The 13,821-nt window shown below is 70.8% G+C and carries 13 protein-coding genes; 12 read left to right on the forward strand and 1 reads right to left on the reverse strand.

The features are described 5' to 3' along the window. Positions 1–214 precede the first annotated feature (214 nt). From OG884_RS31425 to pssA, 12 genes are all read left to right on the forward strand, one after another. On the forward strand, positions 215–388 hold the full coding sequence (locus OG884_RS31425) for a hypothetical protein (protein ID WP_326638893.1): 174 nt from the start codon (positions 215–217) through the stop codon (positions 386–388). Continuing rightward, positions 385–1,203, forward strand: a complete 819-nt coding sequence (locus OG884_RS31430) for a TlyA family RNA methyltransferase (RefSeq protein ID WP_326638895.1) — start codon at positions 385–387, stop codon at positions 1,201–1,203. The genes OG884_RS31425 and OG884_RS31430 overlap by 4 nt, the downstream gene beginning before the upstream one ends. Positions 1,204–1,332: 129 nt before the next feature. Beyond that, a complete protein-coding gene (locus OG884_RS31435; protein WP_326638897.1) occupies positions 1,333–2,238 on the forward strand; it encodes an NAD kinase in 906 nt (301 codons plus the stop codon). Positions 2,239–2,328: 90 nt separating this feature from the next. Further along, positions 2,329–4,041: a DNA repair protein RecN gene (recN, locus tag OG884_RS31440; protein ID WP_326638899.1), complete on the forward strand. Its 1,713-nt coding sequence runs from the start codon at positions 2,329–2,331 to the stop codon at positions 4,039–4,041. Positions 4,042–4,199: 158 nt separating this feature from the next. Next, complete coding sequence (gene steA, locus OG884_RS31445) at positions 4,200–5,411, forward strand: putative cytokinetic ring protein SteA (RefSeq protein ID WP_326638900.1); 1,212 nt, start codon at positions 4,200–4,202, stop codon at positions 5,409–5,411. Then, positions 5,408–6,382 carry a copper transporter gene (locus OG884_RS31450; protein WP_326638901.1) on the forward strand — a complete coding sequence of 325 codons (975 nt, stop codon included), beginning with the start codon at positions 5,408–5,410 and terminating at the stop codon, positions 6,380–6,382. The genes steA and OG884_RS31450 overlap by 4 nt, the downstream gene beginning before the upstream one ends. A gap of 4 nt (positions 6,383–6,386) precedes the next feature. Next, entirely contained in the window at positions 6,387–7,253 is an 867-nt protein-coding gene (locus tag OG884_RS31455) for a hypothetical protein (RefSeq protein WP_326638903.1), read from the forward strand. Continuing rightward, complete coding sequence (gene murJ / locus OG884_RS31460; protein WP_326638905.1) at positions 7,250–8,905, forward strand: murein biosynthesis integral membrane protein MurJ; 1,656 nt, start codon at positions 7,250–7,252, stop codon at positions 8,903–8,905. Before OG884_RS31455 ends, murJ begins: the two co-directional genes overlap by 4 nt. After that, positions 8,898–10,013, forward strand: coding sequence for a glycosyltransferase family 4 protein (locus OG884_RS31465; protein WP_326638907.1), 1,116 nt, complete (start codon positions 8,898–8,900; stop codon positions 10,011–10,013). Before murJ ends, OG884_RS31465 begins: the two co-directional genes overlap by 8 nt. Positions 10,014–10,417: 404 nt before the next feature. Further along, positions 10,418–11,407, forward strand: a complete 990-nt coding sequence (locus OG884_RS31470) for a TerC family protein (protein ID WP_326638909.1) — start codon at positions 10,418–10,420, stop codon at positions 11,405–11,407. Positions 11,408–11,535: 128 nt separating this feature from the next. Further along, positions 11,536–12,183, forward strand: a complete 648-nt coding sequence (locus tag OG884_RS31475) for a phosphatidylserine decarboxylase (protein WP_326638910.1) — start codon at positions 11,536–11,538, stop codon at positions 12,181–12,183. Beyond that, positions 12,170–13,003, forward strand: coding sequence for a CDP-diacylglycerol--serine O-phosphatidyltransferase (gene pssA, locus OG884_RS31480; protein ID WP_326638912.1), 834 nt, complete (start codon positions 12,170–12,172; stop codon positions 13,001–13,003). The genes OG884_RS31475 and pssA overlap by 14 nt, the downstream gene beginning before the upstream one ends. Positions 13,004–13,104: 101 nt before the next feature. Here pssA and OG884_RS31485 read toward each other — a convergent pair whose 3' ends face one another. After that, entirely contained in the window at positions 13,105–13,746 is a 642-nt protein-coding gene (locus OG884_RS31485; protein ID WP_326638915.1) for an MBL fold metallo-hydrolase, read from the reverse strand. Positions 13,747–13,821 lie beyond the last annotated feature (75 nt).

Here is a 13,821-nt window from a genome sequence, read left to right on the forward strand (position 1 = left end):
GGAGAGGGTGCCAAGGGGCGGCCGAGCTCGGAGCGCGGCGCGGGAAGGGCGACGGAGGCGGGAAGGCCCGCCGGGGCGACGGGGGACGTGGGTTCCGATACGGTCGGGGAGTTCACGGGCACGGGGCCGGTGAGTGTCGCGGCCGTGCGGCGGCAAGGGGTGCCGAGACGGCCACGGCGGCCGAGGCGGCCAGGAGAGGTTCCGGAGGGGGCGCATGACGGACCTGCTGGAGGAGACGGGCGACGAGCGGGCGGATGCCGCGCTGGGCGGGCTCGCCCGGCTCGGTGCCCTGCCCGTCTCCGCGCACGCGGACGTCTTCGAGGAGGTGTTCACCGGGCTGGAGCAGGCGCTCGCCTCGGTGGACGACGCCCCGGGCCGGCGCCCGTGAGCCGGCGGGCACGCCTCGACAGCGAGCTCGTTCGCAGGAGGCTGGCGCGGTCCAGGGAACAGGCGGCCCAGCTCATCGAGGCCGGCAGGGTCAGCGTCGGCGGCCAGGTGGCGGCCAAGCCCGCGACCCAGGTCGACACCGCCTCGGCGATCGTGGTCGTGGAGGCGGCCGAGGGCCCCGACTACGTCTCGCGGGGGGCGCACAAGCTTCTCGGCGCGCTGGAGGCCTTCGGCCCCCTCGGCCTCACGGTCGCCGGGCGCCGCTGCCTGGACGCGGGCGCCTCCACCGGAGGTTTCACCGACGTGCTGCTGCGTGGCGGTGCGGCCCATGTGCTGGCCGTCGATGTCGGCTACGGCCAGCTCGCGTGGTCACTGCGGACCGACGACAGGGTCACGGTCATGGAGCGGGTCAACGTCAGGGAGCTGACGCCGGACATGGTCGGCGACGCGCCCACCCTGGTCGTCGGAGACCTCTCCTTCATCTCGCTGCGCCTCGTGCTGCCCGCCCTGGTACGGTGCGCCGCCGAGCGGGCCGACTTCGCGATGCTGGTCAAGCCCCAGTTCGAGGTCGGCAGGGAGCGGGTCGGCGCGGGTGGCGTCGTCCGCGATCCCGCGCTCCGCGCGGAGGCCGTTCAGGACGTGGCCGAAGCCGCGCGAGCGCTCGGTCTGACCGTGCGAGGGGTCACCGCGAGCCCGCTGCCCGGCCCGTCGGGCAACGTCGAGTACGTCATCTGGCTGGGCAAGGGTGAGGGGGCTCCGCCGGTCGCCGATCTCGGTGCCGAGATCGAGCGAGCGGTGGCGGAGGGCCCTCGGTAGCCGATGATCCGGGAGAGTGAGACCTGACATCCTGCCCGGAGCCGAAACTCGGGGCACCCACACTGGAAGAGCTGAGTTGACTTCCTCCCCGGAGCCAGAGCTCGGGGTCTCCACGCTCGAGGAGATGAGATGACTGCCAAGCGCGTCGTGCTGGTCACAGCGCACACCGGGCGGCCGGCGGCCGTCGACAGCGCCCGGATGGTGATCCAGCGGTTCCTGGACGCCGGCTTGACCGTGCGCGTCCTCAGCGCGGAGGCCGACGAGATCGCCTGTGCCGGGACCGACGTGGTGCCCGCCGGTTCGACGGCGGTCGACGACGCCGAGATGATGATCGTGCTCGGCGGTGACGGGAGCCTCCTGCGGGCGGCCGAGTTCGCCCGCCCGGCCGGCGTGCCGCTGCTGGGCGTGAACCTCGGACACGTGGGTTTCCTGGCGGAGGCCGAGGTGGAGAACCTGGCGGTCGCGGTCGACAGCGTGGTGGAAGGCCGCTACGACGTCGAGGAGCGGATGACCATCGAGGTGACCGCCCGCCTCAACGGCAAGTTGCTGGCCGACAGCTGGGCACTGAACGAGGCCACCGTCGAGAAGAGCGAGAGGATGCTCGAGGTGGTCGCCGAGATCGACGGGCGCCCGCTGTCGCGCTGGGGGTGTGACGGGGTGATCTGCGCCACGCCGACCGGTTCCACCGCGTACGCCTTCTCCGCGGGAGGGCCGGTCGTCTGGCCCGAGGTGGAGGCGCTGCTGCTGGTGCCGATCAGCGCCCACGCGCTGTTCTCCCGGCCTCTGGTGGTCTCGCCCCGCTCCAGGCTCGCGCTGGAGGTCCAGACGGGGACGGCGGGGGCCGTACTGTGGTGCGACGGGCGCCGTAGGTTCGACCTGCCCGCCGGGGCGAGGGTGGAGCTGCGGCGGGCCGAGCTACCGGTACGACTGGCGCGGCTGCACGGTCTTGAGGACACGGGGGCACCGTTCACCGACAGATTGGTGGCCAAGTTCGATCTCCCTGTACAGGGATGGCGCGGCCGTGTGAGGCCCTAGTACGGCCGGGCGGGTGACGTCTCAAGCGCGTAGGATCGTGCCCGCGCACCGCACTGATGTTCGGTGAATTCGATGTGACGGGAGGGACCAGTGCGACCTAGGGTCGAGGAGGTCCGCATCCAGGGGCTCGGCGTGATCGACGAGGCCGTCCTGGTGCTATCGCCGGGATTCACCGTGGTCACGGGCGAGACGGGCGCGGGCAAGACCATGGTGGTGACCGGTCTGGGGCTGCTGTTCGGAGGGCGGGCCGACCCCGCCCGGGTCCGTCCCGGCTCTGAGCGGGCCACCATCGAGGGCACATTGATCGTCGACCCGGTGGGACGGGTCGCACAGCAGGTGCAGGACGTGGGCGGCGAGGTCGAGGACGGCGAGCTGATCATCTCGCGGACCGTCTCCGTCGAGGGACGCAGCCGTGCCTGGCTGGGCGGGCGCACCGTCCCCGTCGGCACGCTCACCTATCTGGCCGAGGACCTGGTGGCCGTGCACGGCCAGATGGACCAGCAGCGGTTGCTGCAGCCCGGCCGCCAGCGTGCCGCCCTCGACCGTTACGCGGGCGAGGAGCTGGTCAAGCCGTTGCGCGCCTACGAGCAGGCGTACAAACGGCACAGGAAGATCGCGGAACAGCTGGCCGAGCTGACCACCAGGGCCAGGGAGCGCGTCCAGGAGGCCGACCAGCTCAGGTTCGGGCTCGGTGAGATCGAGAGGGCCGATCCCAAGGCCGGTGAGGAGACCGAGCTGCGCGAGGAGGAGGAACGGCTCTCCCACGCCGACTCCCTCCGGAGCGCCGCCGAGACCGCGCACCGGGCGCTGCTCGGTGACCCGATGTCCGGTGAGCAGGCCATGCCGGACGCCATCGCGCTGGTCGGCGAGGCCCGCGCGGAGGTCGAGGCGGTGCGCGACTTCGATCCGGCGCTCGCCGGGATCGCCGAAAGGCTCGCGGAGGCGGGTTACCTGATCTCCGACGTCGCCACCGAGCTGGCCGCGTACGCCGAGTCGATCGACGCGGATCCTGGCCGGCTCGCGGCGGTGCAGGAGCGGCGGGCCGTGCTCATCCACGTCATCCGCAGGTACGGCCATGACACCGCCGAGGTGCTCGCCTGGGCGGCTCGGGCCGCCGCTCGCATCGCGGAGCTCGACGGTGACGACGACCGCATCGGCGAGCTCACCCGCGAGCACGAGGAGCTCACCGGGCGCCTCAGTGAGCTGGCCGCCGACCTGACCCGGGTCAGGTCGGTGGCCGCGGAGCGCTTCGGGCAGGCCGTGACCGAGGAGCTCACCGCGCTGGCCATGCCGCACGCCAGAGTGGTGGTCGGCATCGCCGCCGCCTCGGAGTTCGGCCCGCACGGTGTCGACGAGGTCGAGTTGCGGCTGTCGCCGCACCCCGCCTCGCCTCCCCTGCCGCTGAACAAGGGCGCTTCCGGCGGTGAGCTGAGCCGGGTGATGCTCGCCATCGAGGTGGTGTTCGCCGGTGCCGACCCGGTTCCGACGTTCGTCTTCGACGAGGTCGACGCGGGCGTGGGCGGCAAGGCCGCGGTGGAGATCGGCCGCAGGCTGGCCCGGCTGGCCCGGACCTCCCAGGTGATCGTCGTCACCCACCTCCCGCAGGTCGCGGCTTTCGCCGACCAGCATCTCGTCGTGGAGAAGGCCGATGACGGGAGCGTGGTGCGGAGCGGCGTGATCGCCCTCGACAAGGACGGCAGGGCGCGGGAGCTCTCCCGTATGCTCGCCGGGCTGGAGGACTCCGAACTGGGGCGTGCGCACGCCGAGGAGCTGTTGTCGATCGCCGCCGCAGACAAGGCGTGACCGGACGAACCGGACGGAGGGCTGAGGGAGTAAGTAGAGGTTCGCAGGAGTAATCCGTATGTTCCGGGGGAGCCGGTGACGGGGGTCACGGGTGACGTATCTGACACGCTGCCGACTGTTTGGCTCTCCTGGTCGTTCCCTCTGGCAGGATGGTCGTGATGAAGGTGCCGATTGACGGGCTTCAAGACAGGCTCAACGGGTACCTCCGCCGCAGGAAGGTCACGGACCTTCCCGGGGTGACGGCAGTGGCGAGAATCGATCGGCGGACCAAGAGGCTGACCAAGCGCCTCAGGGCCGGGGAAATCGCGATTATCGATCACGTTGACGTTGACCGGGTTAGCGCGGAGGCCCTTGTCGCGTGCGGTGCGGCAGGCGTTGTCAACGTCGCCGCGGGCATCAGCGGCCGTTACCCCAACCTGGGCCCGCAGATCATCGTTGACGCCGGGGTGCCGTTCGTGGACAACGTCACCCCCGAGCTGTTCGAGCGGATCAAGGACGGAGACCTGGTCCGGCTGCACGAGGGCGTCGTCTACCTCGACGAGGAGACGGTCGGCAAGGGCGACGTGCAGACCACCGAGTCGGTCGAGGCCGCGATGAGCGAGGCGCGGGCCGGGCTGACCGTGCAGATCGAGGCGTTCGCGGCCAACACCATGGAGTACGTCCGCCGCGAGCGCGACCTCCTCATCGACGGGATCGGCGTTCCGGACATCCGGACCGTCATGGAGGGCAGGCACGTCCTGATCGTGGTGCGCGGCTACCACTACAAGGAGGACATCGCCGCCCTCCGTCCCTACATCCGCGAATACCGCCCGATCATGATCGGGGTGGACGGCGGCGCCGACGCGCTGCTGGAGGCCGGTTACCTGCCGGACATCATCGTCGGCGACTTCGACTCGGTCTCCACCAAGGCGCTCACCACCGGTGCCGAGCTGGTCGTGCACGCCTACCGCGACGGCAGGGCGCCGGGTCTGGAACGGGTCCAGCAGCTCGGTCGCAGCGCGGTGCTCTTCCCGGCGATCGGCACCAGCGAGGACATCGCCATGCTGCTCGCCGACGACAAGGGCGCCGATCTCATCGTCGCCGTCGGCACCCACGCGACGCTGGTGGAGTTCCTCGACAAGGGCCGCTCCGGCATGGCCAGCACCTTCCTCACCCGCCTGCGGGTGGGCAGCAAGCTCATCGACGCAAAGGGCGTCAGCCGGCTCTACCGCAGCCGGATCTCCACCCCGTCCCTGCTCCTGCTCGTCGCCACCACGCTGATCACCATGGGGGTGGCGATCGTCGTCTCTCCGGTGGGCAAGATCTGGCTGGACAGCGTCCGCGACGTCTGGAGCGGCTTCATCTTCTGGCTGGTCGGACTCTTCTCGTGATCGATTTCCGCTATCACCTCGTCTCCATCGTCGCGATCTTCCTCGCGCTGTCGGTGGGCATCGTCCTGGGCACCACCCTCCTCGAAGACCCCGTCATCAAGGCGAGCGAGGGCCTGGCCAACCAGCTCCGCGAGGGCAACAACGAGCTCCGCGACCAGGTGGAGGCCCTGCAGCGGCGCGAGGCGGGCAACGACGCCTTCGTGGTCGCCGACACCCCCCGGCTGGTCCAGGACGAGCTCGCGGGCAAGCGTGTCGTGGTCGTCGAGGCGCCGGGCGCCACGGTGAGCGTGCGTGAGTCGGCGCAGCAGGTGATCGAGGAGGCCGGGGCGATCGTGACCGGCCGGATCACCCTCACCGAGAGGTACGTCGACCCCGCCCAGACGGGTTTCGTCGACAAGCTGGCCGTCGGGGCCAAGGCCGCCGAGACCGTCTTCCCCGTCGAGGACACGGCATACGACAAGGCGGCCCAGGTGCTCGCCGACGCGATCGTGACCAGCGACCCCGTCCAGGTGGGCAAGGAGCATCCGGCCGGCGCGGGCATCCTCGACGCCTTCCAGCGAGCCGGCCTGCTCACCGTCACCGACGAGCCCGCCAAGCGCGCGGAACTGGCCCTGATGATCGCCCCCGCGGAGGCGTACGCCGGAGAGACCGCCGCCGGGCGGGCGGGCGCGCTCGTGGCACTGGCGCTGGGCCTCGACGAGGTGGGCCAGGGCACGGTGCTGGCCGGTACACAGACCTCCGCCGCGGCCGGCGGGGTCATCACCGCGCTCCGTGAGGACACCTCCTTCACGGAGAAGGTCTCCAGTGTCGACACCGCGGATATGCCCGCGGGGTGGGTCGTGGTGGTCTACGCTCTCCGAGAGCAACTGGCCGGGCTCGCCGGCCAGTACGGCATAGGCTCCGGCGTCTCTGGTATCAAACCCAGCGCGACGCCCACCCCCACGGCCGTCACGGCCACCTCCGGAGGATGACCCGATGGCTCGTCGCGCTTTTCTCGGTGCCCTCACCGGTGCGCTCCTCGGCGCGGTCGCCGCGCGTGCCGCGTACGCCGCCTTCACCCGCAGGCCTCCGGTCGGCGACGTGGAGACCTGGGCGCGCACGAACCACCGGGGCGAACCGATCACCCTGCTGGAGGGCCCGGCGTTCGTCGCCGGTGCCGGTGCCGCGGCGGCCGTGATGCCCGGCCTGCCCGGCAGGGTCCGGGCGGCGGCGCTGCTGGCCGCCGCGGGGGCCGGCGGCCTCGGCGGCTACGACGATCTGTACGGCGCGACCTCCTCCAAGGGGTTCAGGGGGCATCTGAGCGCCCTGGCCAAGGGGGAGATCACCAGCGGGGCCGTGAAGATCCTCGGTATCGGCGTGACCGGCCTGGCCGCCGCGGCCGTCACCTCCCGCGCGCCCCTCGACGTCGCCGTCAACGGCGCGCTGATCGCCGGAAGCGCCAACCTGGCCAACCTCTTCGACCTGCGTCCCGGGCGTGCCGTCAAAGTGGGCCTGCTCGCCGGCGCACCCCTGCTCGCCGCGGCTCTGCTCAGGGAGGACCCGGTCCCGGCCACCCTGGCCGCGCTTCCCATGGGCGCCGCCGCCGCGCTGCTGCCCGAGGACCTCGGCGAGCGGGCCATGCTCGGCGACGCGGGGGCCAACGCGCTGGGCGCGCTTGTCGGCCTGGCCGCCGCCGTCACCCTGGGCCGCCCGGGACGCCTGGCCGTGCTCGGCACGGTGGTCGCGCTGACCGCCGCCTCGGAGAAGGTCAGTTTCACCAAGGTGATCGCGGGCAACCCCGTCCTGCACCGTGTCGACATGCTGGGCCGTCGCCCTGTGGAGCAGGCACCCGCCACCCGATGAGCAGCAGGATCGCCCAGGGGATCGCGGGAGCGGCACTTCTCATCGGGATCGTCACCGTTCTGGCCAGGCTCGTCGGGTTCGGCCGCTATCTCGTCCAGTCGCAGACCGTCGGCAACCTCTGCCTGAGCACCGCCTACAACACCGCCAACTACGTGCCCAACATCGTCTTCGAGCTGGTGGCGGGCGGCGCGCTGGCCGGGATGGTGGTGCCGGTGCTGGCCTCGGCGGCCTCCAGGGCCGGCGACGACCCCGAGGCCAGGGCGGAGGCCGGCCGGATCACCTCGGCGCTGCTCACCTGGGTGATGCTCGTCATGGTGCCGCTGGCGCTGCTCATCGTGGCGTTCGCCGGGCCGATCGTCTCGCTGCTGGTCGGCGATCCCGCTCCGTGTGACCTGGCCGAGGTCGTCGAGGTCGGCACCGGCATGCTCGTCCTCTTCGCCCCTCGCATGATCTTCTTCGGGCTGGCGGTGGTTCTGTACGGCGTGCTTCAGGCACACCGGCGGTTCATGGGTCCGGCTCTGGCTCCGCTGGTCTCCAGTCTGCTCATCGTCGCCTCCAACCTGCTGTTCGGCGCGGTCAACGGGAAGGCCGCCGACCGGCTGACGGACCTGACCACCGCCGGGCAGCTCTCGCTCTCTCTCGGCGCGACCGTCGCCGCCGCCGCGATGGTGCTCACCGTCGTCGGCCCGGTGGCCAGGCTCAGGCTCAGGTTGCGGCCCACCCTGTCGTTCCCTCCGGGGGTCGCGGCCCGGGCGCGGCGGCTCGCCACCGCGGGCATCGCCGTGCTGATCGCGCAGCAGGTCACGCTGATCGTCGTCATCTTCCTGGCCAACAACCTGGGCGGCGAGGGGGCGCTGGGCGTCTACACCTATGCCTGGGCGTTGTACCAGCTGCCGTACGCGGTGCTGGTGATGCCGATCGCCACCAGCTCTTTCCCGGTGCTCTCCGTCCGGGCGCAGGAGGGCGATCTGTCCGGTTTCAACACGCTGGCCTCCTCCACGACACGGGCCGTGCTGCTGGTGACGGGGCTCGCGGCAGGGGTGATGGCGGCGGTCGCCGTGCCGGTGTCGCGGGTCTTCCTGGAGGGAACCCCCGGTGGAGCGCTCGCCGAGGCCGAGATGGCCAGGGCGGTCGCGCTGTTCGCGCCCGGTGTGGTCGGGTACGCGCTCATGCTGCACCTCGCCCGCATCCTGTACTCCTGCGGCCTGGGCCGGTCGGCGGCCGCCGCCTCGGTGGCCGGATGGGCCGTCGCGCTGGTGGCCCAGGTCGTGCTCGCCCATGCCGCCGAGGATCCGGCGGACGTGGTCGGGCAGCTGGCACTGGGCAGCACGATCGGCATGACCGTCGGCGGGTCGCTGCTGGTTCTCGCGGTGCTGCGCGCCAGGGGGAGGGCGGCGCTGGAGGGTACGCCGCGCACCTTCCTGGCGGCCCTGGTCGGCGGCGTCGCGGCCTGGGGGGCGGGCCTGGCCCTGGTCAACGCTTTCGGAGCGGTGTCCAGGTGGGCCTACGTGGCGGTCGGGCTGGCCGCCGCGACGGCCGGGGTGGCCGCGTTCGCGGCCGTGGCGGTGACGGTCGACAGGCGAGACGCCCGGGCGCTGCTGGCAAGGCTGCGCCCGGGCCCCGTGAAGGAGGGGAGCCGTTTCGATGGCTGATCAGGGGACGCGCGTGGCGTTCGTACTGGGGACGAGTGCGGGCGGGGTCGGTCGGCACGTCGCCATGCTGGCCGGAGGGCTGGTGCGGGGTGGCCACCGGGTGGTCGTGGCGGGCCCTCCGAGCACGGAGCGTGCCTTCGGTTTCGCCGCCCTCGGCGCGCGCTTCGCGCCGGTGCCGATCTCCGACCGGCCCCGCCCACTCGACGATCTACGGGCGGTCATGGCGCTCAGGACGCTGCGCGGGGCGCATGTCGTGCACGCCCACGGGCTGAGGGCCGGGGCGCTGGCGGCGATCGCGCTGGCCGGAACCGGGACCGGCCTGGTGGTGACCCTGCACAACGCCGCGACCGCGGGCGGCGTGGTCGGCGCGATCTACGGCCTCCTGGAACGGATCGTGGCCCGCCGCGCCGACCGGATCCTGGTCGTCTCCCCCGACCTGGGGGAACGGATGGCACACCTGGGGGCCCGGCACGTCGAGGCCGCCGTCGTCCCGGCGCCCGCGTTGCCCCCTTCCGGGCGCGGGGCCGGGGACATGCGGCGGGAGCTCGGCACGGGAGAGCGGGTGATCTTCCTGACGGTCGCCAGGCTCGCCCAGCAGAAGGGGCTGGAGACCCTGCTCGATGTCGCGAAGGCCCTGCCGGAGGTTCGCCGGGACACGGAGCCCGCGCCGGGACCGGTGTTCCTGGTGGCGGGGGAGGGGCCGCTGCGGGCGGAGTTGCAGGAGCGGATCGACAGGGAGAACCTGCCGGTGCGGCTGCTCGGTGCCCGTACCGATGTGGGGGACCTGCTCGGGGTGGCCAGGGCGCTGGTGGTGCCGAGCCGTTGGGAGGGGCAACCGCTCACCGTGCAGGAGGCCCTGCGGGCGGGTACGGCGGTCATCGCCACCGCGGTGGGGGGCATCCCGGCGATGGTGGGCGAGGCGGGGCTGCTGGTGCCGTACGGGGACGTCGCCGCGATGCGCGACGCGGTCGCGAGGGTGCTCGCCGACGACGGTCTCGCGGCGGAACTGGCCGGTGCCGCCGCCAGGCGAGGCCGTGGGATGCCGGGCGAACCGGAGGCGCTGGAGGCGGTGCTCGTGGTCTACGCCGGGCTTTCACCGAGGGGATGAAGGGGTGTGCTCGTGGTCTACGCCGGGCTTTCACCGAGGGGATGAAGGGGTGTGCTCGTGGTCTACGCCGGGCTTTCACCGAGGGGATGAAGGGGTGTGCTCGTGGTCCGCGTCGCGTTTCCGAGGGGGTGCGGGTGCCCGCCGGCAGGTGAGGCCGGAAGCCCTGTGGAACAGGCGGAGAGGTCGTGATGTTGGATTAGGTGCCACCATGCCAGAGACCTATACTGGCGTGTTTAGGGGGGGAGTATCCCTTCGCGGCAGTCTCGTCATCACGGTGTTGTCTCGCTCCACGAGGCCCCCGGGGCTGTCGGTCCGCACAGTCGACATATCTCAGTCGACGTCTTCACGCGGGCGGGAGAGACCTCCGGCAGTCTGTCGTGCGCACCGCCGGAGGGTTATCAGTCGTGATTGTTCCTGTCTGGGTATGGCTAGCCGTTATTGGCGGTCTGCTCGTCGTTCTCGCCTTCGACCTTTGGATAGTCGACCGGGGGGAGCCGCGAGAGTTCTCCCTCAAGCAGGCCGGGTCCTGGGTCGGCTTCTACGTCACGCTTGCGGTGATCTTCGGTATCGTTCTGTGGGTCTTCGCGGGTCCCACCCCCGCGGGGCAGTTCTTCGCCGGATACATCACCGAGTACAGCCTGAGCATCGACAACCTCTTCGTTTTCTACATCATCATGACCCGCTTCGCGGTGCCGAAGATCTATCAGCACAAGGTTCTGCTGATCGGCATTCTGATGGCGCTGGCCATGCGCAGCATCTTCATCGCCGTCGGCGCCGCCGCCCTGGCCAACTTCAGCTGGCTGTTCTACGTCTTCGGCCTGTTCCTGATCTATACGGCGGTTCAGCTCGTCCGCCAGTTCGGCCAGGAGGAGCACCTTCAGGAGAACGCGGTCCTGCGCTGGGCCCGGCGGGTGCTGCCGCACACCGACGACTACGTGGGTTCCAAGATCGTCGTCAAGGTCGACGGCAGGCGTATGGTCACCCCGCTGCTGATCGTCATGATCGCCATCGGTACCACCGACCTGCTGTTCGCGCTCGACTCGATTCCGGCGATTTTCGGCCTGACCACCGACGCCTTCATCGTCTTCACCGCGAACGCGTTCGCCCTGATGGGTCTGCGCCAGCTCTACTTCCTGCTGGGAGGCCTGCTTCAGCGGCTGGTCTACCTCAGCTTCGGTCTTGCGTTCATCCTCGGTTTCATCGGGGTTAAGCTGATCCTCGAGGCGCTGCACTCCAGCGGCGTCTCCTGGGCTCCCGAGGTGCCGATCTCGGTGTCACTGTCGGTCATCATCGTCACGATGGTCGTCACCACCGCGATCAGCCTGGCGAAGGTCCGGCGTGATGCTCGTGCGGGCAAGGAAAACACCGCTCCGGCGAGTGTCGAGCAGGGCTAGCGAATTGGCGTGTGAGGCGCTTTGCTTGTCTCATTGCGCCTTATAAGGGCTAAGAGATGGGTAGCATCCTGCCTCAGAGCAGGTAGACATACCGGTCTAATGCCGCAAGACATCACAAAAGGTTTCCTGTGTCCCACGATTCAGCAAGCCACCGGCCAGGTCCGCTGGGCCTGGCACGTGGCGTCTCCCCGTGGTTGCTCCCGGCCGTGGCCGCCGCCACCGTGACCTCCTTGCTCAGCCGCCGTGACCGGCGCTGGGCACTGGCGGCGGTTCCGCTGACCGCGCTCACCGGTGGGATGCTCTGGTTCTTCCGCGATCCGGATCGCACTCCGGGCACCGGGCGGATCCTGTCGCCCGCGGACGGCGTGGTGCAGAGCATCGATCCGTGGCCGGACGGCCGGACCAGGGTGGCGATCTTCATGAGCCCACTCGACGTGCATGTCAACCGGGCGCCACTGGCCGGCACGGTCACCTCGGTGGAGCACGTTTCCGGGGGGTACCTGCCCGCGTTCAACAAGGACAGCGACACCAACGAGCGGGTCGTCTGGCACCTGGACACCGCGCTCGGCGACATCGAGCTCGTCCAGATCGCCGGCGCGGTCGCTCGCCGTATCGTGCCCTACCTGGCCGAGGGGGCGAAGGTCGCCAGGGCCGAGCGGATCGGCCTGATCAGGCTTGGCTCGCGGGTCGACGTCTACCTCCCCGAGGGGATCGCCCCGGCTGTCTCCGTGGGCCAGAAGACCGTTGCGGGGGTGACCGGTCTTGACCACGGCTGACGCGAGCTGGCCGATGGACGAGACGGACGACGAGCCACAAGGACCCGTGGGCAAGGCGTTCCGCCTGTCGGCCGCCGACTCCCTCTCGCTCGGCAACGCCCTCTGTGGCTTCCTGGCGGTCTGCGTGCTCTCCTGGTCGGCCATCAACGCGCTGCAGGAGGGCAAGCCCTTCGCGGCCGACCCCCGGTTCTTCGGCACCGCCGTGGTGCTCCTGCTGATCGGTGCCACCTGTGACCTGTTCGACGGCCTGGTGGCCAGGAAGTTCCGTGCCTCGGCGATGGGCGCCGAGCTGGACAATCTCGCCGATGTGATCAGCTTCGGCTTCGCCCCCGCCTTCATGGTGGTCATCTGGGCGGGGTTCAACCAGCAGATCCCGTTCGTGCTGGTGATGGCCGCGGCGGCGTCGGTGCTGCTGGCCGGGGTCATCCGGCTCGCGCGTTTCGCCTGCGTGAAGACCAAGAGCGGCGACTTCATGGGCCTGCCCATCCCGATGGGCGCCATGACCGTGGTCTCGGTCGTACTGCTGTTTCCACCGTCGACCTGGACGATCCTGCCCATCTTCGGTGTGGCATATCTCATGGTGAGCCGGATCGAGTACCCCAAGCCCAAGGGCAACGTGGCCGCCGGGGTACTCGCCTGGATGATGATCAACGTCGCCTGCCTGACCATCTGGGTCGCGGGCCTGGCCGGTGGCGACACGCTGATCAAGGTCGGGGCCGTCATGCAGATGACGATCGTGGCGGCCATCCCGCTGCGTGTCCTGATGTTCAAGCGGGAGAAGCGCAAGGAGCAGCGCAAGGCGTCCGCCGGAGTCGGCTGACCGCCGGAACCGCCCGTCGTGGCCGGTCCCGGCGGGCGGTGGATCGATTCCTCAGGCTCGGCGGCGGCGCGGGCGGCTGAGGCCCCCGCCGCCGTGAGCGGTCACCAGCCCCGCTCGCGCCACTCGGGCAGGCAGGGGCGCTCGGCGCCGAGCGTGGTGTCCTTGCCGTGGCCCGGATAGACCCAGGTGTCGTCCGGCAGCCGGTCGAAGAGCCGCTCTGACACGTCGGCGAAGAGCCGGGCGAACCGCTCGGGGTCCTTGTTGGTGTTGCCGACACCGCCGGGGAAGAGCGAGTCGCCGGTGAACAGGTGGCCGGGGTGGTAGAGGGCGATCGAACCCGGGGTGTGCCCGCGCAGGTGGATCACCTCCAGGCCGACCTCGCCGACGGTGATCTCCTCGCCGTGCCCCACCTCCAGGTCCACCGGAACCGGAAGCCCCGGCGCGTCGAGCGGGTGGGCGATCACCGAGGCACCGGTCGCCCTGGCGACCTCCTCCAGGGCCTGCCAGTGGTCGCCGTGCTGGTGGGTAGTGATGATCTTGCTGATCGGCCGGTCACCGATGAGCTCCAGCAGCCGGTCGGGCTCGGCGGCCGCGTCGATGAGCGCGCCGTCGCCGGTCCGGGTGCACCGGATCAGGTAGGCGTTGTTGTCGAACGGGCCGACGGCCAGCTTGGCGATCGTCAGGGCGGGCAGCTCACGCAGGTCTGCGGGGCCGCCGACCCGCACATCACCGGTGTACGTCACGGATTCTCCTCGGATGGTGTCGCGGGGGAGTGGGTGGTGCCCGTCCCCACCCTCATCATTGCCGCCCGGCGGGTG

This window comes from Streptosporangium sp. NBC_01755, assembly GCF_035917995.1.
GTDB lineage: Bacteria > Actinomycetota > Actinomycetes > Streptosporangiales > Streptosporangiaceae > Streptosporangium.